The organism is Nocardia pseudobrasiliensis NBRC 108224, assembly GCF_001613105.1.
Lineage (GTDB): Bacteria > Actinomycetota > Actinomycetes > Mycobacteriales > Mycobacteriaceae > Nocardia > Nocardia pseudobrasiliensis.
Genome location: NZ_BDBS01000001.1, coordinates 35,751 through 53,777 on the forward strand (window position 1 = coordinate 35,751; position 18,027 = coordinate 53,777).

The 18,027-nt window shown below is 68.9% G+C and carries 20 protein-coding genes; 12 read left to right on the forward strand and 8 right to left on the reverse strand.

What is annotated here, in order from left to right; translation table 11 throughout:
* The first annotated feature begins 5 nt into the window (after nucleotides 1-5).
* The 6 genes from NP4_RS00150 (at nucleotide 6) to NP4_RS00175 (ending at nucleotide 4,589) form a co-directional block, all read left to right on the forward strand.
* Nucleotides 6-833 (forward strand): class I SAM-dependent methyltransferase, encoded by an 828-nt coding sequence (locus NP4_RS00150; protein WP_067989986.1) that lies wholly within the window; start codon nucleotides 6-8, stop codon nucleotides 831-833.
* Between the two features lie 12 nt (nucleotides 834-845).
* Nucleotides 846-1,442: an alpha/beta hydrolase gene (locus NP4_RS00155; RefSeq protein ID WP_067989989.1), complete on the forward strand. Its 597-nt coding sequence runs from the start codon at nucleotides 846-848 to the stop codon at nucleotides 1,440-1,442.
* A 148-nt stretch (nucleotides 1,443-1,590) separates the two neighbouring features.
* Nucleotides 1,591-1,986, forward strand: a complete 396-nt coding sequence (locus NP4_RS00160) for a hypothetical protein (RefSeq protein WP_062513580.1) — start codon at nucleotides 1,591-1,593, stop codon at nucleotides 1,984-1,986.
* Nucleotides 1,979-3,286 (forward strand): PPE domain-containing protein, encoded by a 1,308-nt coding sequence (locus tag NP4_RS00165; RefSeq protein WP_067989991.1) that lies wholly within the window; start codon nucleotides 1,979-1,981, stop codon nucleotides 3,284-3,286. The genes NP4_RS00160 and NP4_RS00165 overlap by 8 nt, the downstream gene beginning before the upstream one ends.
* Entirely contained in the window at nucleotides 3,283-4,041 is a 759-nt protein-coding gene (locus NP4_RS00170; protein WP_067989993.1) for an ESX secretion-associated protein EspG, read from the forward strand. Before NP4_RS00165 ends, NP4_RS00170 begins: the two co-directional genes overlap by 4 nt.
* A 14-nt stretch (nucleotides 4,042-4,055) precedes the next feature.
* On the forward strand, nucleotides 4,056-4,589 hold the full coding sequence (locus tag NP4_RS00175; RefSeq protein ID WP_067989996.1) for a gamma carbonic anhydrase family protein: 534 nt from the start codon (nucleotides 4,056-4,058) through the stop codon (nucleotides 4,587-4,589).
* A 5-nt stretch (nucleotides 4,590-4,594) separates the two neighbouring features.
* Here NP4_RS00175 and NP4_RS00180 read toward each other — a convergent pair whose 3' ends face one another.
* Nucleotides 4,595-5,221, reverse strand: a complete 627-nt coding sequence (locus NP4_RS00180; protein WP_067989998.1) for a phosphoribosyltransferase — start codon at nucleotides 5,219-5,221, stop codon at nucleotides 4,595-4,597.
* Nucleotides 5,222-5,260: 39 nt separating this feature from the next.
* Nucleotides 5,261-6,226 (reverse strand): carbon-nitrogen hydrolase family protein, encoded by a 966-nt coding sequence (locus NP4_RS00185; RefSeq protein ID WP_082875382.1) that lies wholly within the window; start codon nucleotides 6,224-6,226, stop codon nucleotides 5,261-5,263.
* Nucleotides 6,227-6,883: 657 nt separating this feature from the next.
* Between NP4_RS00185 and NP4_RS00190 the strand changes: the two genes are divergently transcribed.
* Nucleotides 6,884-8,659, forward strand: coding sequence for a DEAD/DEAH box helicase (locus tag NP4_RS00190; RefSeq protein WP_067990001.1), 1,776 nt, complete (start codon nucleotides 6,884-6,886; stop codon nucleotides 8,657-8,659).
* A gap of 58 nt (nucleotides 8,660-8,717) precedes the next feature.
* Here NP4_RS00190 and NP4_RS00195 read toward each other — a convergent pair whose 3' ends face one another.
* Nucleotides 8,718-9,500 (reverse strand): hypothetical protein, encoded by a 783-nt coding sequence (locus NP4_RS00195; protein ID WP_067990004.1) that lies wholly within the window; start codon nucleotides 9,498-9,500, stop codon nucleotides 8,718-8,720.
* A 147-nt stretch (nucleotides 9,501-9,647) separates the two neighbouring features.
* Between NP4_RS00195 and NP4_RS00200 the strand changes: the two genes are divergently transcribed.
* Together NP4_RS00200 and NP4_RS00205 are read left to right on the forward strand one after the other, a co-directional pair.
* Nucleotides 9,648-10,820 carry an acyl-CoA dehydrogenase family protein gene (locus tag NP4_RS00200; protein ID WP_067990007.1) on the forward strand — a complete coding sequence of 391 codons (1,173 nt, stop codon included), beginning with the start codon at nucleotides 9,648-9,650 and terminating at the stop codon, nucleotides 10,818-10,820.
* A gap of 9 nt (nucleotides 10,821-10,829) precedes the next feature.
* On the forward strand, nucleotides 10,830-11,963 hold the full coding sequence (locus tag NP4_RS00205) for an acyl-CoA dehydrogenase family protein (RefSeq protein ID WP_067990009.1): 1,134 nt from the start codon (nucleotides 10,830-10,832) through the stop codon (nucleotides 11,961-11,963).
* A gap of 4 nt (nucleotides 11,964-11,967) precedes the next feature.
* On the opposite strand, the gene NP4_RS00210 is transcribed toward NP4_RS00205, so the two are convergent.
* On the reverse strand, nucleotides 11,968-12,600 hold the full coding sequence (locus tag NP4_RS00210) for a hypothetical protein (protein WP_067990012.1): 633 nt from the start codon (nucleotides 12,598-12,600) through the stop codon (nucleotides 11,968-11,970).
* 285 nt (nucleotides 12,601-12,885) lie between these two features.
* Between NP4_RS00210 and NP4_RS00215 the strand changes: the two genes are divergently transcribed.
* Together NP4_RS00215 and NP4_RS00220 are read left to right on the forward strand one after the other, a co-directional pair.
* Entirely contained in the window at nucleotides 12,886-13,137 is a 252-nt protein-coding gene (locus NP4_RS00215) for a hypothetical protein (protein WP_147287804.1), read from the forward strand.
* A 59-nt stretch (nucleotides 13,138-13,196) separates the two neighbouring features.
* Nucleotides 13,197-14,012 (forward strand): GNAT family N-acetyltransferase, encoded by an 816-nt coding sequence (locus tag NP4_RS00220; protein ID WP_067990019.1) that lies wholly within the window; start codon nucleotides 13,197-13,199, stop codon nucleotides 14,010-14,012.
* Here the strand turns inward: NP4_RS00220 and NP4_RS00225 are convergent.
* Together NP4_RS00225 and NP4_RS00230 are read right to left on the reverse strand one after the other, a co-directional pair.
* Entirely contained in the window at nucleotides 13,997-14,425 is a 429-nt protein-coding gene (locus tag NP4_RS00225) for an SgcJ/EcaC family oxidoreductase (protein WP_067990026.1), read from the reverse strand. The two genes, NP4_RS00220 and NP4_RS00225, sit on opposite strands and share 16 nt — an antisense overlap.
* 49 nt (nucleotides 14,426-14,474) lie before the next feature.
* A complete protein-coding gene (locus tag NP4_RS00230; RefSeq protein ID WP_245996862.1) occupies nucleotides 14,475-16,010 on the reverse strand; it encodes an FAD-dependent monooxygenase in 1,536 nt (511 codons plus the stop codon).
* A gap of 44 nt (nucleotides 16,011-16,054) precedes the next feature.
* On the opposite strand from NP4_RS00230, the gene NP4_RS00235 reads away from it, so the two are divergent.
* On the forward strand, nucleotides 16,055-16,780 hold the full coding sequence (locus tag NP4_RS00235) for a TetR/AcrR family transcriptional regulator (RefSeq protein ID WP_082875383.1): 726 nt from the start codon (nucleotides 16,055-16,057) through the stop codon (nucleotides 16,778-16,780).
* Here NP4_RS00235 and NP4_RS00240 read toward each other — a convergent pair.
* Together NP4_RS00240 and NP4_RS41445 are read right to left on the reverse strand one after the other, a co-directional pair.
* Entirely contained in the window at nucleotides 16,766-17,428 is a 663-nt protein-coding gene (locus tag NP4_RS00240; RefSeq protein ID WP_067990032.1) for a phosphoribosyltransferase family protein, read from the reverse strand. The genes NP4_RS00235 and NP4_RS00240 overlap by 15 nt on opposite strands.
* 31 nt (nucleotides 17,429-17,459) lie before the next feature.
* Entirely contained in the window at nucleotides 17,460-17,759 is a 300-nt protein-coding gene (locus NP4_RS41445; protein ID WP_067990035.1) for a hypothetical protein, read from the reverse strand.
* Nucleotides 17,760-18,027 lie beyond the last annotated feature (268 nt).

Below are 18,027 nucleotides of genomic sequence, written 5' to 3' on the forward strand. Positions count from 1 at the left end.
GGGATATGCAGACGGGACAACCGAGCCGGACCGCGCTGGCGGCCGCCCGCTACCGCGCCGATCATCAGGATCTGGAGGGCGGCAACATCTTTCGCGACCCGCTGGCCCGCGCCATTGTCGGCGAAACCGGTCCGGACGAGCGATTCACCGAGAAATGGCGACAGCGCATGCGCGGATATATCGCCGTGCGCGCGCGATTCGCCGAGGATGCGCTCGCGGCGGCCGCGGCCCGCGGAACCGGACAGGTGGTGATCCTCGGGGCGGGTCTGGACACTTTCGCCTATCGCAATCCGCATCCGGGATTGCGGGTGTTCGAGGTCGACCATCCGGACACTCAGACGTGGAAGTGCGAGCGGCTCGCGCGGGCCGGAATCGAGATCCCCGACTCCGTCGCCTATGTCCCGGTGGACTTCGAACGAGACGCGCTGGGCGCGAGCCTGACCGCGGCCGGACTCGACCCCGAGTGCCCGGCGTTCGTGATCTGGCTGGGCGTCACGGTCTACCTCACCCGCGCGGCGATCGATGAAACCCTGCGTGTGCTCGGTGGTCTCGCACCGGACACCGAACTGGTCTTCGACTACGGCCCGCCCATCGTGCCCCCGCCGACCGCCGAACTGCGGGCCGTGCACGAGGAACGTGAGCGCCGCCTGGCCGCGGTGGGGGAGCGGTGGATCAGCTTCTTCACCCCGGAGCAGATCGCGGAAATCCTGTCCGGCAACGGTTTCGCGGTCGCGGAGGATCTGTCGGTGGTCGAACTCGCGGGTCGCTACGTGGGCCGGGAGGTGCCGACCACGGCCGGGCCCCGCCTGATTCGCGCGCGCGTGGCCCGGTGACAGGATTCGGATATGCCCTATTTCCAAGGTGAGCGCGGCCGCCTGCACTATCGCCAGTGGGCGGTGGCGGATCCGGCGGCGGTGCTGGTGCTGCTGCCCGGAACCGGACAGCACAGCGGCCACTATCACCGCTTCGCCCGCGCGCTCGGCACCGGCGGTATCGAGACCTGGGGTCTGGACCTGCCGGGTCAGGGCCTGAGCGAGGGCGATCCGCATGCGCCGGGCACACCGGTCGAATTGGCTCCCGACGCCCGCGAACTCGTCGCGATCGCCCGAGCGCGGCGGCCCGCGTCGCCGCTGGTGGTGTTCGGACATTCGCTCGGCGCGGCCACGGCGATCCTCGCCCGTCCCGACTGCGCGGGCCTGGTGCTCAGCGGCATCCCGCGTCGCGCGCTCACCGATCTGCCCGGGGTCGCGATCCTGGCGCTGCACGGCGTCGACGATCGACGCACGCCGATCGATCCGGTCCGGGAGTGGTCGGCGGGGCGGGATTCGACCACGCTGATCGAATATCCCGACACCGGTCACGATGTGCTGCACGAGCCCGCGTCGCGGCAGGTCACCGCGGATGTCGTCGAGTGGATCCTGGCCGTGGGCCCGGCCACCTAGACTTGCGCCAGTATGCCGATGCCGGGCACGATCTGCTGCACGAGCCGGTACATGCACGGGTTACGGCCGACATCGCGGAGTGGATCGACGACTGCTCGCGCCGAACGGCGTGGGGTCGAGGTGAACCGAGCACGAGAAAGGGGGACCGGTGCAATCACAACAAGACGGAGATCTGCGCAGTGACGTCGCGGCCCTGACGCAGGCGGTCGACGACGGCGAGTTGTGGATCGACAGGGTTCTCGTGGCCGACGGTACGCACGAACGCTGCGCGCGCCGCTACGAATTGCTGGCCGATCAGGTCGAACAGCAACTCGGCGTGCTGCGCGCGGCCGGAACACTGCCCGGCTTCGGCGGTTTCGAATCGGGCAATTCGCTGCGCCGCGGATTCGAGGGCAAGGCGGCCGACGCGTTGCAGCGGTTGCAGGAGTACGCCGACGCGGCCCGCCAGCTCGCCCAGACGCTGCGCGCGGCGGGTTCGGCCTACGCGCAACACGATGCCGATGTGGCCGCGGCCATCGGGCGGGTGGGGGTGGGTCATGCGTGAGGTGGGCGGCGGTGGCGGTCGCGCGAGCGGACCGCACAGCGATCCGGATTACGCGCCGAACTGTGAGGTGTTCGATCATCTCGGCTACGACGAGATCTATCGCGGTGTGGCACAGCTGAAGCCGGAGGTGCTGACCGCCGGGCGGCAGGCCTGGCAGGGTTCGGCGAGTGGTATGGCCGAGGCGGTGCAGCAGGCCCATGCCGAAATTCGCGCGGCCATCGCCGATGGCTGGCGCGGTACCGCCGCCGATCTGGCCGCGGGCGCGGTCGCCTCGTTCGAGGATCTGGGTCGCCAGCTGTCGGATGTGATGGCCGAGGTCGGCAATCGGCTCGGACAGGCCAATGACGCCGCGGAGACGCTGCGGTCGGCGCTGGCCCAGCCGGTGCAAAATCAGCCCGACCTCGAGGCGGCCCTGCTGGATCCGCGCCGTGCGGCGGCCAATGTGTCGGTGCAGAAGATGGCGGAGAATCTGCGGTTGGACGCGGTGCGGGTGATGAATTCGGTGTACGCCGAGACCTTTCTGCCGACCGGTCACAATGTCCCGGCCTTCCAGGACGGCGGCATGTATCCGGCCCCGGCCGTGGTGGAGGGGCCCGCGGATCCGACGGCGCCGGGCGGGGGTTCGGCCGATGTGATGGCTCCCGGCGCCGCGCCGAAGACCGAGACACAGCCGGAGGCGCGGACCGAGACCGTGCGGCCCACCGCGGCGGTGTCGAATGCCGCCGCGGCACAACCGCAGAACGTTGTGGCGGACGCCGCCGCGGTGGTTTCGACCCAGCCCGCCGCGGCCGCCGGGATGACACCCGTCGCCGCGACCCAGCCCGCCGCGGCCGTCGCGCCCGCGGCCGTCCCGGTCGCGGGCGAATCCGTTCCGGTCAATAGTCCTGTGTCGCAGGCGGTTTCAGCCGTCGAACCCCCGGCGGGCGGTGCGGTCGCGGCCGTCGCGCCCGTTTCGGCCGCGGTCACCCGTGCGGCCTCGACCGAATCCGAGTCCCAACGCAAGCGCACCGATCGCGACGAACACGGCGACGCGAGCGCCAATGCCATCGGTGGTATGGGCGCGGGTGTGGTCGGTGGTCTGGCCGGTGGCGCGTTCGCGGCGGGCGGTGACGCCCTGCGCCCGAATTCCGCGGCCCCGGTGCGGCCCAAACCCGCCCGCATCGAGGACGAGGACGACGAGGACTACTACCCCGATTTCGACGAGCCGACCTTCCTGGAACCGTCCGAGCCCGGCGGTGAACTGGTCGGTCGGATGAAGCCGACCACGCCACCCGTGTTGGGGGAATGGGCTGAGGAGTGAAATGGACCCTCACCCCCGATCAGTTCGCCCTGGCCTGGGAGCGCACCGACGGTGACCGCATTCCGTATCCGCTCGCGGTGCGGTTGTCGGCGCGCACCAGCGACGAGCGGGCGGCGCAGTTACCCGCACTGAACGAATGGTGCGCGCGCACATTGGATCCGGATCTGGAGGCGGCGCTGCGCGTGCTGTCCCGGCCGACCATCCGGGTGGAGGTGTTCGGCGAGCAGGGTCCGCGCGAGGACGCGCGGCCGGTGCGCGTGCTGGGGGCCGCGACCGGACACGTCACGGTGGTCGCCGCGCAGCGGGCCGGGGTGGACCCGGATCGCGGCGGTGAGGTGCGATTATTCGTCGGTAATGCGAAAACCCTTGCGCCCCGGGTCGTCTCGGTTCTTCCCGAATGCGGTCCGGGCGGCCTGCCGAAATTCACCGCACCGCTGGATCGGGTGCGGGAGGACAGCCGCGATCTGGTGACGGTGCCGGTGTCCGGACCCTCGGTGTCGGCGCGGATGCGGCGGCTGCTCAAACAGCCGCGCGAGGGGATCGGCCAGATCGTGGTGTCGGTCCGGCGCGCGGACGATACCGTCCGGCCGCTGGGCGCGCTGTGCTGGATCGATGTGGCCGGGGACGGCCGCTACGCGGTGCGCGCCCGCACCGAGGTCGAGATCGTGCCGGTGACCGCGGAAGCCTTCGCGGGTCAGCTGCGCCCGCTGATCGCCGCGGCCGAGCGATTGGTCGACGAACACGCCTACTGGTGAATTACGTTACCCCCGTGCCACTGTACGAATTCGAGGGTAAGCGCCCCCTGATCGATCCCACCGCGTTCATCGCCCCGACCGCCACGCTGATCGGCGATGTGCGGGTCGAGGCGGGCGCGTCGGTCTGGTACGGCGCGGTGCTGCGCGCGGATCTGGCGCCGATCACCGTGCGCGAGCGCGCCAATGTTCAGGACAACGCGGTCGTGCACACCGCCGAGGATGTGCCGGTGGAGATCGGTGCGGGCGCGACGATCGCGCACAGCGTGGTATTGCACGGGGCGATCGTCGGCGCGGAAGCCATTGTGGGCAACGGGAGTACGGTTCTCGATCAGGCCCGGATCGGGGCGCGCACCATGATCGCCGCGCATTCGCTGGTCCAGCCGGGCGCCGAGATTCCCGACGACGTTCTTGCCGCGGGAACGCCCGCCACGGTCAAGCGTTCGATCACGCCGGGGACCCCGGCCGCGGGGTGGATCGCGATCAATCCCGGCTACTACGCCGAACTGGCCCAGCGGCATCGACGCGGTATCGAGCCCGTGCCGGAGTGATCGCCTCAGGGCCGCAACAGCGTGAGGACCTCATCATCGGTGAGCTGATGAAAATCCTCGTACGCGCCGCCGACGCCGCCGAGGACGCGAGGCACGTACGGGCACACCACCCGATCGCACAGCTGCTCCACGCGGCGCAGGGCCTCCAGCGAGGAGACCGGGACGGCCACCACCAGCAGACGCGGTTCGTGCAGTCGCGCGATCTCGCAGGCCGCGACCACGGTCGCGCCGGTGGCCATGCCGTCGTCGACGATCACGGCGGTGCGATCCTTCAGCGGAACGGGCGGGACCAACGCGCGCAGAACCTGTTGGCGCCGTTCGAGTTCCGCGAGTTCCTGCTGTTCGACGGCCGCCAGCTGCTCGGGGCGCACACCGGAATGTTCGAGTACGTCGTCGTTGAGGATGCGCACCCCGCCCTCGCCGATCGCACCCATCGCCAGCTCCGGCTGCCACGGCACACCCAGCTTGCGGACCAGCAGCACATCCAGATCCCCGCCGATGACCGATCGCACCGCGGCCGCCACCGGGACGCCACCGCGGGGCAGTCCCAGCACCAGCGGGTCCGCCGCTCGCAGGTGGTTGAGCGACCCACCCAGTGAGCGACCGGCGGCGACCCGATCGGGATAGATCATTGTGCTGCCCAGTCTAGTTGCCCCGGCGCGGAATTGCTCCTACGGAGTAATCGAGAATCGGCGAAGCGCCAGGCTCGGATTGGTGGCGCGGACCCGCTCGAGGTGGTCGAGGTCGATGCGGGCCGTGGCGATTCCGCTGGCCTCGCCGAGTTCGGCGACCACCGTGCCCATCGGATCGACGATCATCGACGAACCCGACCCGCGAGGGGTGGCGTGATCGGCGGCGGCGACGTAGACGGTGTTCTCGATGGCCCGCGCGCGCAGCAGCGTGGTCCACTGGTCGACCTTCGCCGGGCCCGGAATCCATTGCGCCGGAAGCAGAAGCACCTGCGCGCCCGCGGCGGCCACCCGGCGGCAGCCCTCCGGGAAACGCAGATCGAAACAGGTCTGCAGCCCGAAGGTCACGCCGTCGACGGTGAAGGTCGCGGGATCGGTGAGCTCACCGGCCAGCACCAATTCCGATTCGCGGAAGCCGAACGCGTCGTACAGATGCACCTTGCGGTACACCGCCACGAATTCGGCGTCGGGCCCCGCCGCGACGAGGGTGTTGTAGATCCGCCCCGGCTCCGCGCCGCCCGGCGACTCCACCACGCCCGCCACCAGATGCACCCCGAATTCGGCCGCCAGCCCGCGCAATCCGCTCACCCACGGCCCGGTGATCGGCTCGGCCGCCTCGACCGCCCGCTCGTCGAGCCGCGTCGTGGCGAACATCGAATACTCCGGCGCCACCACCACCCGCGCCCCGTACTCCGCCGCGGCCCGCACATGCTCGCGCAGCATCGCCAGATTCGCGTCCTTGTCGGTATAGGGGTCGAACTGCACCACGGTCACATCGACCGCGCGGGCCGCCGCGGGCGTGGGCGAGGTGAGGGGCTGCGGCACGGGCTCGGGTTCGGTACCCGCCGCGGGGGTGGCCGCGGCAACCGTCGCGGCGGTCGAACCGCTGATCACGACCGACGGAAACGGGTCTGAGACAGGGCGCGCGGGCGGCTGCTGGGGTTGCATACGTCTCACCGTATTGGCCCGATGGCCGCCGCGACCACTCAACCGCGCTTGTTCCTGCGGAGCCATCCAGCCAACGCGATCCCTACGACTGTCAGGGCCGGGTTGCTCGCGCCGGACGAAAGCCGGTGTGCCGGCTTCGATTGTTCCCGAACACTGGGCCGTCCGGCCTCGGCTCCCAGCTCGGTCGAAACTGCGCCAGAGTTCGCAATCGGGAGGGCTCTGTCCGAGTGCTGAGGTCATTGTCAATGTGAGCGCTACGGCCGAACGATAAGTGGGAATGATCTGAAGAAGGGCTGCCGCGTCAATTTATGTCTCGCCGGAGTGGGATATATAGCCTTTCCGGCTGTTGTGCGGGGACTGAGACTCCGTGGGGTTCGGCCGACGAGCATCCGGTGAGCGGTCGCAGTGGGACTGTGACGCATCGTTGGGCGTGGGTGTGTTGTGACCCGCGACATGTCGGGGCCCGTTGCAGCGCCTACCGCTGCCGCTGGTCTCAACGTTGGGGCAGTACGAAATTCGGACGAAACCTCGCCGAGGCCGGTCGGGTCACCCCAGGGGTCGGGCGGGTACCGTCGCCCCGCCGCTACCAGCGGACATGGGTGCCGTCAGGTATCAGTGAAGGTGGCTGGGACCTGAGCTAGTAAACTGCTGGTCAATATGAGCACCTCACCGGTCGACAGCGTTTCCCACGACTCAGAGAGGGACGCAGCCGACCCGTCCTTCGCCGATCTCGGTATCGATGACCGCATCCTCGCGGCCATCGCCGATGTCGGCTACGAATCTCCGTCGCCGATCCAGGCGGCCACTATCCCGCCGCTGCTGACCGGGGCCGATGTGGTCGGCCTGGCGCAGACCGGCACGGGTAAGACGGCCGCGTTCGCGATTCCGATTCTGATGGGGCTCGAGGCCAAGGCGAAGGCGCCGCAGGCGCTGGTGCTCGCGCCGACCCGCGAGCTGGCGATCCAGGTCGCCGAGGCGTTCGGCCGGTACTCCTCGCATCTGCCGGGTGTGCACGTGCTGCCGATCTACGGCGGCCAGAACTATGCCGTGCAGCTGTCGGGTCTGCGCCGCGGCGCGCAGGTCGTGGTCGGCACGCCGGGACGTGTGATCGATCACCTCGAGCGCGGCACGCTGGATCTGACGCAGCTGCGCTATCTGGTGCTCGACGAGGCCGACGAGATGCTCAAGATGGGCTTCCAGGAGGACGTCGAGCGCATCCTGCGCGATACGCCGGTCGACAAGCAGGTCGCGCTGTTCTCGGCGACCATGCCGGGCGTGATCCGCAAGATCTCCAAGCAGTATCTGAAGGATCCGGTCGAGATCACGGTCAAGACCAAGACGACCACCAACACCAATATCACCCAGCGCTGGGTGCACGTCTCCCATCAGCGCAAACTCGATGCGCTGACCCGCATCCTCGAGGTCGAGCCCTTCGAGGCGATGATCATCTTCGTCCGCACCAAGCAGGCCACCGAGGAGCTGGCCGAGAAGTTGCGGGCGCGCGGCTACTCGGCCGCGGCGATCAACGGCGATATCGCGCAGAACCAGCGCGAGCGGACCATCGGTCAGCTCAAGGCGGGAACGCTGGACATCCTGGTCGCCACCGACGTCGCCGCGCGCGGTCTGGACGTGGATCGCATCTCGCATGTGGTCAACTACGACATCCCGCACGACACCGAGTCCTATGTGCACCGCATCGGCCGCACGGGTCGCGCGGGCCGCAGCGGTGACGCGCTGCTGTTCGTCGCGCCGCGCGAGCGTCGTCTGCTCGACGCCATCGAGCGCGCCACCCGCCAGCCGCTGACCGAGATGCAGCTGCCCAGCGTGGACGATGTGAACGCGCAGCGTGTGGTGAAGTTCCACGACGCCATCACCGAGAACCTCGCCTCGGACAATCTGCCGCTGTTCCGCAAGCTGATCGAGGACTACGAGGCCGAGCACAACATCCCGCTCGCCGATATCGCGGCCGCGCTGGCGTTGGGCGGCCACGACGGCGACAACTTCTTCATGGAGCCCGAGCCGGAACCGGTTCGCCGCGAACGCACTCCGCGCAAATTCGAGGAGCGCGACGACCGCGACCGCCGCCGCGAGCCCGGCGCCCACCGCGCGACCGGCGCCGAGATGGCCACCTACCGCATCTCGGTCGGTAAGCGCCACCGCGTGGTCCCCGGCGCGATCGTCGGCGCGATCGCCAACGAGGGTGGCCTGCGCCGCAGCGACTTCGGGCATATCAGCATCCGCCCCGACCACAGTCTGGTCGAACTGCCCGCCGATCTGTCCGCCGAGACCCTGGAAGCCTTGCGCCGCACCCGAATCAGCGGCCAGCTGATCCAGCTGCAGCTCGATCAGGGCCCGCCGGGCCACCGCCCTATCAGCCGCGGCTACCGCCGCGAGCCCAACAAGCGCAACGACCGGCGCAAGCCGCGCTCCTGAGCCGAAAAGGCCCCGGCCTCCCCGTAATTCGGGGAGGCCGGGGCCTTTTCGGGAGTTGTCAGTTGGCGGGCGTATCGCCGCCGGGGGTGAGGATCGGCTTGTCGTCGAGACCAGGGGCCGGGGCGGCCTTGGACTCCGGGGCTGCCTGGGTGGGCGCGGAGCCCGAGCCGGGGACGGGTTGCGCCGGAACGGCATCGGTGCCCGGAGCGGGTGCGGGAGCCGGGGTGTCGGCGACGGTGAACATGCCGACGGTCGGGGTCATCACGCACAGGGAGGTGGGGTAGTTGATCGTGCCCCACATCGAGGCGACGACCGTGCCGGGGCCGGTGTCGACCGTCTTGGACAGGCCGGGCAGGTGATAGTCGGTCTGGTCGTCGAGCGGGTCGATGCCGCTGCGGCCGTTGGAGACATTGAGCCAGGCGACGGTCAGGCCGGAGGCGATCGGGAAGCCGGTCACGGCCGGGGTGGCCTGGAAGCGCAGGGTGCCGGGGCCGCCCGCGATACCGCGGTTCGGGCCCGGTTCGCCCGAGACGCCGGAGGCGGCGGTCAGGGTGATGAAACTGTCGCCGCAGCCGATGGTCGGGGCCTGATACGCGAAGGGGGCGAAGCCGCCCGCGATCCGGTCCAGATGCGCGGCGGTGATCAGACGCGCGACCTTGGCTACCGAATCGGCGCCCGCGTGCGCGGCCGGATCGGGGCCCGCGGTGGCGGTCAATTGGTCGATCGCGGTATCGAGCGGAGATTTCGCGGGTTCCGCGGTGGCGCTGCCAAGCGTTGCGGCCGTGCCGATTCCGACGGCCGCCGCGGTAGCGGCCAGGCGCGCGATGGTCCTGCCGGTCACTCTCGTGCTCCTTGTCGTGAACTCCTTCCGAGCAAGGTACCAGTTCGGCCTCGGTCACGTCCGTCCGGTCTGTGATCCACCTGACAGCGTCCGATTACCGGGGGGTAAGTTCGAGCGCGGATACCCGAACACGGTGGGAGACGCCCCATGAAACTTGCCCTGTCACCCGATGAGGTGACCTTCCGGGACGAACTGCGTGAGCTCTACCGGACCAAAATTCCGGCCGAGATCCGGGACAAGGTCAAATACGGCCGCGAACTCTCCCGCGAGGACTGGGTCGCCGCCCACAAGATCCTGCACGAGCACGGTCTCGCGGTGCCGAACTGGCCGACCGCGTGGGGCGGCAGGGACTGGACCCCGATCCAGCGCCACATCTGGGAGGACGAACTGCAGCTGGCGTGCGTGCCCGAGCCGCTGACGTTCAACGCCAACATGATCGGCCCGGTGATCGCGCAATTCGGTTCGCAGGAGCTCAAGGAGCGTTTCCTGCCGCCCACCGCCGCCCTCGACATCTGGTGGTGCCAGGGCTTCTCCGAGCCGGACGCCGGATCGGATCTGGCCTCGCTGCGGACCACCGCGGTCCGCGACGGCGACTCCTACATCGTCAACGGGCAGAAGATCTGGACCACCCTGGCCCAGTACGCCGACTGGATCTTCTGCCTGGTGCGCACCGATCCGCAAGCGCCCAAGAAGCAGGCGGGCATCTCGCTGCTGCTGTTCGACGTGAAGTCCCCGGGCGTGACCGTCCGTCCGATCAAGCTGATCGACGGCCATCACGAGGTCAACGAGGTCTTCTTCGAAAACGTCCGGGTGCCCGCCGATCAGCTGGTGGGCGAGGAGAACATGGGCTGGACCTACGCCAAATTCCTGCTCGGCAACGAGCGCACCGGCATCACCGGCGTCGGCCGCACCAAGGTCAAGCTCGCGGTCGCGAAGGAGTATGCGGCGCAGACCAATTCGGGTAACGGTACCCTGCTCGACGATCCGCTGTTCGCCGCCCGCATCGCGGAGCTGGAGAACGAACTGCTGGCTCTGGAGCTGACTCTGCTGCGCGTGGTCGCCAATTCCAGTGAGGGACGGCCGAATCCGGCGTCGTCGGTACTGAAGTTGCGCGGTTCGGAGCTGCAGCAGGCCGCCACCGAACTGCTGCTCGACATCGCGGGCCCGGACGCGCTGCCGGTGGGCGCGGCCGATATCGCCGCGCCGGACTGGGCGCAGCGCACCGGTCCTGGCTATCTGAACTACCGCAAGACCACCATCTACGGAGGCTCCAGCGAGGTGCAGCGCACCATCATCGCCTCCACCATCCTCGGATTGTGAGGCGCCGTAATGGATTTCGAACTCACCGATGAACAGGGCCTGCTGCGCGACACCGTCCGGGACCTGCTGGCGCGGGCCTACGATCCGGAGACGCGGCTGAAGGTGATCGACACCGATCTGGGCTGGAGCCGCGAGGTGTGGGCGCAGCTGGCCGAATTGGGTGTGCTGGGACTGAGTTTCAGCGAGGAGGACGGCGGCGTCGGCGCCGGACCGGTCGAGACCATGGTGGTGCTCGAGGAGATCGGACGCCGCCTCGCACCCGAACCGCTGCTGGACGCGGTGCTGCTGCCCGGCGGCCTGCTGGCCCGCCTCGGCACCCCCGAGCAGCGCGCGCGAGTGCTGCCGGAGCTGGTGGGCGGCACCAAACTACTGGCCTTCGCGCACGAGGAGCCGGGTTCGCGCTGGCCCGCGACCGCGGTCGCGACCACCGCGGTCGCCGATCCCGATCACGGCGGCTATCGGCTCACCGGCGTGAAAAACCCGGTGGCGCACGGTGATTGCGCCGATGAGTTGGTGGTCAGCGCGATCCTGCCGGGTAATGCGCTCGGCCTGTTCCTGGTGGCCGCCGAGGCCGAGGGTGTGACCCGCACGCCGTATCGAACCTTCGACGGCCGCCGTGGGGCGCAGTTCGAATTCGATTCCGCCCCGGCCGAATTGATCGGTGACACCCGCGACGCCACCGAATCGGTCGCCTCCGGAATCGGTGCGGCGCATGCCGCGCTGTGCGCGGAATCGGCCGGCGCGATGGCCGAGGCGCTGCGGCTGACGACCGAATATCTGAAGACCCGCAAGCAATTCGGCGTGCCGCTGTCGAAGTTCCAGACCCTGACCCAGCGCGCGGCGGAGATGTACGTCTCGCTGGAGCTGGCCCGCAGCATGAGCTACTACGCCACCGCCTCGCTGGCCGACGGCACGGTCGATCCGATCGTGGTTTCGCGGGCGCGGCTGCAGGTCGGCCGCTCCGGTCGGCATATCGCGCAGGAGGCCATCCAGATGCACGGCGGTATCGGCATCACCACCGAATATCCGGTGAGCCATTACGCCGCCCGCCTGACCGCGATCGGTCGCACCCTCGGCGGCGACCTGGAACATCTGCAGGTTCTCACCCGCCGAGTCGGCCGTTACGGGCTGGTCGAACTGTAGGAGATCAGTTGGAGCGCGGCCGGATCGACGTGCCGGCCGCGGCTTCGGCTGTGGTCACCGGGGCGACGGTCACCGGTGCGGTGGTCGGCTCGGCGGCGGGCGTCGAGGTGGTCGTCTCCGGCGCGACCGTGGGCACCGTGGATTCCTGGGTATCCGACGAATGGGTCGTCGGGATCGGCAGCGGCGCGGGGGTCGAGGTGGTGGTGGGCAGGCTCTTGGTGGTGGTCGTGGTGAGGTCCGAATCGTCCGACGGCTCGATCGTGCGCGTCGGTTCGGCTGTGGGGGTCGAGGATTCGGGGGCGCGCGGAAAATCGGCACGGACCTGCGGGTTGTCGGTGGCGTCCGGCGAGTGACCCGGCGAGGTGGTGGCCGAGCCGCTGGTGAGGGTGCGCCGGGGCGGGGTGTTCACCGCGACGCGCCAAGTCGGCGACGGCGGAATGGCCACGGCGGGTGTGCTACTGCCCGACCGGCCGGTCGTCGGGGCGCTCTGCAGGTCCGCGTTGAGCGCCGGCGGGGCCACGTAGATGTCGTGACGCCCGAGGCCGCACGAGCCGATCAGGATCAGTCCCAGTGATACGGCTCCGGCGGCGACTGCCGGTCCGGCCACCTTGGCGGACAGGCGGCGGCTGCCATCCATGAGTGTGGTGCTCCTCAATTTTCTCGAGTGGGCCTCACCTTAATCGAGGCCACGGGTTCGGGCCAGGCAAGCCGGGCGGTCTGCAAAATACCCGCCGGTAATTTCAAACGCCTGTGATTCAGATAACGAATTGGTCACTTGGGCGTGTCGCGGGCACGTGTCGGGTGAAGATTTGGCAACGGAGACGTACCGTGTGAGCAAAGTTACACGTGAGACGCCTGAAAAGTATTGAGGGACACTGCGAATGTTGCGGTGGTCAATAACAGGTGTCATCAAGGAGTGGTGATGGGAGCATATTCGACATCCCCGCTGCGTGCGGTGTCGGAGAACGATTCGGATACAACCGAATCCGGCCGCACCGGGTGGGCGATCGTCTCCCGCGTCGCGGCTTGGCTGTTCTTCCTCGGCGGAGTGGTCGGCGCGGTGCTCGGCATTGCCGGTCTACGCGTGGAGATCACTGTCGCCGGGCTGATCCTGGCCTGTACGGCCGGACTGGTCCTGCTCAAGCTGCGGGCCGACAGTCACGGCCCCGCCTGATGCCCGTCGTCTCGTAAAGTGCTGGGCGACGTGGCCTTTCGCGCCTACCGTGAACAGATATGAAGGTTGAGCTGGTCGACGACGCGGGCGAGTTCCGACGTCTGGCCGGAGAGTATCTGTCACGTGACCCTCTGCGACACACCGTAATCGCCACCGCCATCGAGAATTTCGCCAGCGGGCTGAGTGACGGGCGGGTGGTCTTCGCGGCCGTCCGCGCCGACGGCGTGGTGATCGGCGCTGGGATGCAGGCCGGTCCGCACAGCATCTATCTGAGCGATGTCCCGGATCCGATCGTGGGCGAATTGGCCGAGCGCTTCGCCGAGCATGTACCCGACGCGCCGGGGGTGGAGGCCGCGCCCGGTATCGGCCTCGTCTTCGCCGAGCGGTGGAGTGCGCTGCGGGGCGGCAAGTTCCGGATGGATTTCGCCAGCCGGCTGTATCGGCTGGGCGCACTGCGTGTTCCGGAGGTTCCGGGGCGGCTGCGCGGCGCGCTGGACGCCGATATCGATATCTGTGAGCAGTGGCTCGACGGTATGCGCAACGAGGTCGGGGTCGGCCTGGACCGCGCCGCGATCCGGGTGCGCATCGCCCTGGGCCGGCTGTGGCTGTGGGAGCGCGACGGCCGCCCGGTCTCGCTGGCCGCCCATCAGGCGCGCGCCTACGGTTGGAGCCGGATCGGACCGGTCTACACCCCGCCGGAGGAACGCCGCAACGGATACGCCGGAGCCCTTACCGCGCATCTGTCGCAGTGGCTGCGCGACAAGGGTTCCCGGGTCTGCCTGTTCACCGATCTCGGCAATCCCACCTCCAACAAGATCTATCAGGCCATCGGCTACGAGCCGGTGCACAACTTCGTGCACTACGTCTTCGAGTAGCCGCGCGCCGGATCGATCGGGGTGTTCTGCGCGGCGGCCAGCCACCAGCGATCGTCGCGTCGCACCAGCGTGTACATGGCCATTTCCGAGAAGGCCCCGGGATCGGTGGCCCGGCGGCGGATCTGGGTCACGACCACCCCGGGCGTCGGGGCGATGGCCGCCACCACCTCGAAGGTCGACGGCGGTGCGACCCGATCGTCCATCAGTCGATGGTGGATGGCGTTGAGCTGGTCGTATCCGCGGATCGTCGCCCCGAAGGGTGAGCCCCACAGCACATCCGCGGCGAAGGAGTTGTCGTAGCCGTCGGCGTCGGAGGTCTCCCCGGCGTGCTGTAGTTCCGCGGCCAGCGCCTCGGCGACCGCGCGGGCGTCCGCGGCGGCGGCCGGATCGTCGAGGTTGGGTCGAATGGTCATCTCTGCTCCGTTTCTCGATGTCCACCGAACCTAGAAGCTGAAGTTAACTTCAGGTCAACTGTGCTGTCGGTGAGGTCACAGTCGCGATGCGATCGAGGACCTCACGCAGGGCGGCGGCCGGATCGCGGGGCGCGGTCGCGGCGCGCCAGGCCACGATCTGATCGGGACGCACCAGGAGGGCTCCGGTGCGTTCGATTCCCACTGTGGCGCACCAGGATTCGTCGAGGGCGCGCGTCGGTACCGGCAGTTCCTTCCCCCGCCACGGCGTGGCGTCGGGCCCGGTGAGCAGTGTGAATTCGGTGTCGATCAGATCCAGGGTGGAGCGGCCGTCGGGGAGGAAGCGATGCGGCAGCCGGGTGCCCGGCTGTCCGGTCAGGTCAAGTCGTTCGGTGGTGTGCGCACTGTCGTCGGGGATGAAAGCGCCTGTGGGATAGCGGACTCCGAGAATCAGCGCGATCGGGTCGGCCAGCGGTGAGCCGTCGGTGGATTCGGTCGTCACCCGGCGCAGATCCGGCGTTCGGATACTGGACTGATCGGCTACGAACATCCCGGTGGGATGGCGTTCGGCGTGATAGCTGTCCAGCAGTGCCGCTTCGGCCGTACCACGCAGCACCAGGCCCAGCTTCCAGGCGAGGTTGTGCGCGTCCTGGATGCCGGTATTGGCGCCCGCGGCCGCATACGGCGGCATGACGTGGGCGGCATCACCGGCCAGGAAGATGCGCCCCGCGCGGTACCGGTCGGCCACGAACATGCCCGGCTCCCAAGCCAATACGCTGAGCACCTCGATCTCGATATCGGGCACGCCGATCGCGGTGCGCAACTTCCGCGGCCACGCGTCGGCCGGGGTGTCCACCTGCCGGGTCGTGAAGATCCATCGGTAGCGCCCGTCCACCGACGCGAAAGCGCCCGGGGCGCTGTCGTTGTCGATCTGGCAGAGATTGAATTCCCTGTCGCGCACCAGCTCCGACAGATCGGCGCGGAAGTACACGTTCACCGCCCGGCCCAGCGTGCCGCGCCCGCTGCGGGGGATCGCGAGCCGCCGCCGGATGGGACTGGCCGCACCGTCGGCGGCGATCAGATAGTCCGCGCGCAGCCGCTCGGTCGAACCGTCGGAGGCCCGCAGTGTGGCGGTGATTCCCGTTGCGTCCTCGGCGAATTCGGTGCATTCGACGCCGAATCGGATATCGCAGCCGCGTGCCTCGCCGAGCGCGCGCAGCGTCGGCTCGAGGGTGTCCTGTGCGCAGAGACAGGCCGTGGCCGGGGTGATGGCATCCCAATCCGGCATGCCGCCCGGGAATGCGAACGGCAGCCGCTGCGCCTGCGCGAGCGTGGGCCCGGCCGCCATGGCCTGATGATTCGCCAGTCCGGCCGCCGCGGCGAGGACCTGCTCGGCGATGCCGAGCTGACGGAACAGCTCCATCGTGCGGATATTGATGCGGCGGGCCTTGGGCTGCGGTGACGTGTTCGCGCGGCGTTCGACCAGCGTGGCCGCGACGCCGTGATGCCGCAGGAACAGTGCAGCCGACAGGCCGACCAGACCGCCGCCGACGATCAGAACGCGAGGTTCGTGTACGTTGTACATCATGTGTACGTTGTACGCCAATGATTGAATGCGGGCAAGGAGGTGTCATGACGGACGAGGCGCCCGGACCGCTGGTCTGGTCCCTGCCCGAACCACCCGGCCGGCCGACCACGAGCCTGAGCCGGGCCGAAATCCTGCGCGCCGCACTGACGATCGCCGATGCGGAGGGCGCGCGGGCCCTGACCATGCGCCGGGTGGCGACGGCGGTCGGCGCGTCCACGCCCATGTCGCTGTATCGCTATGTCGGCAGTAAGGACGGGCTGGTCGATCTGATGATCGATGCCGTCTACGGTGAGATTCCCTTGCCCGAGCGGGTAGAGGGCTGGCGCGACGGCCTGGAACGGCTGGCGCTGGAGAGCTGGACGGTGATCCGGCGGCATCTGTGGTTCGGCGAGCTGGTGCACACTCGTCCGCCCCTGGGTCCGAACGCTCTGCACTACTTCGATTTCCGCTTCGCGCTGCTGGAACCGCTTGGTCTGTCCGCCGATGAGCTCACGCTGCTCACCGGTGCGGTGGACGGCCACATCTTCGGCGCGGCACTGCAATCCGCCGAGGAGGCGCGCATGCGCACCCGCGTCGGCCTGAAAACGGAGGCCGACCTCGAGGCCGCCGCCCGGCCGTTCCTGGAACCGATCCTGTCCGGCGACCGCTATCCGGCCTTCGCCCGCTGGTTCGCCGCGCGCACGGGTTCGGCCCCGGCCGATCCGGTGGCATGGACGCTGGCCTGTCTGCTCGACGGCATCACCGCACGCCTCGAACTACCGGCGCGGTGAACTAGCCCACGCGCTGTGAACGGCGGGGAGGCGGAGCAGATCGTGGATGTGATCGTCGTCGATGGGCGCGAAATCCTGGTAGTGGTCGGCGATATTGTCCAGATGTTCGCAGGTGTGCAGGCAGACGACCTTGTCGGCGTCGCCGACGAGTGCGGCGACGGTGAGCGCGCAGGCGACGGGGCTGGCGAAGACCACGCGAATCGCGCCGTGGGCGTAGGCCGCACGGCAGGCGGCGCGGGCCCGCGCCGGGTCGGCGAGGCCGTCGTCGACGATCACGACCGTATGTCCGGCGAGTCCGCAACCCGGGCGCAGCCCGCGGAATCGTTCGGTCCTGCGGCGCAAAGTGTCTCGTTCGCGGCGCTCGATGCGGGTCAGTTCGGCGGTATCGGAGGCCACGGCCCGCGCGAGATCCTGATCGAGGACCCGCACGCCACGCTCGGCGATCGCGCCGTAGGCCCGGGTCGACTTTCCGGGACGGAGATCGCAGACGACCATCACATCCAGCAGCACGCGCAATCGGGAGGCGATTTCCGCGGCCACGGCCACCCCGCCGCCGGCCAGCCCGACGATCACGACATCCGGGCCGCGAAATGCCATGAGCCGGCCGGTCAGCCGCCGCCCGGCGTCGCGGCGATCGAGAAACTGCATGACACCTCCTGAGGACCCGGATACGAAACTCTCACCTGCGCCGTTTGCGCCGCATGGGCGGTGGCCGCTCGGGCGGTTCGGGCTCGCGTTCCAGCGTGAGCACCGCCAGGCCGGTATCGCGAATGAGCATGTCCAAATCGTCCAGCAGATCGGTGACCGCGGCGCTGGCCGCGCGCAGGTCCCGCTCGGAACTGTCGTGCTGCTCGAAAACCGCACGGAGCGTATGCAATTGCAGTCCGACATCGAACAAATGTCGCACCAAGCGGTCGCTCAGGGTGGTGAACTCGGCCTGATCGCCCCGGGGAACCTCGTCGAAATAACCTTGGGGCACAGGTAATTCCGGTCCTTCAGCGTCATGCGCAGGAACCACATTCCCTCCTGAGCCGCGAACCGTCCATGGTTGCGAGCCGCACTCGGGACTCGGGAAGACGACGTTGGCAATTCTACGTCGTCGCTGGTGCGGGGGGTTGTGAAACAGTGGCGATCTACTTCACGTCAGGGGTTGGCGGGATGAAAACCTTTGCGCTGAAACGTATTATCGAAACTCGAGAGCGTACGGCTCGATTCGAGAGCCCGGTCGGCACATCCGGCCCCAATCG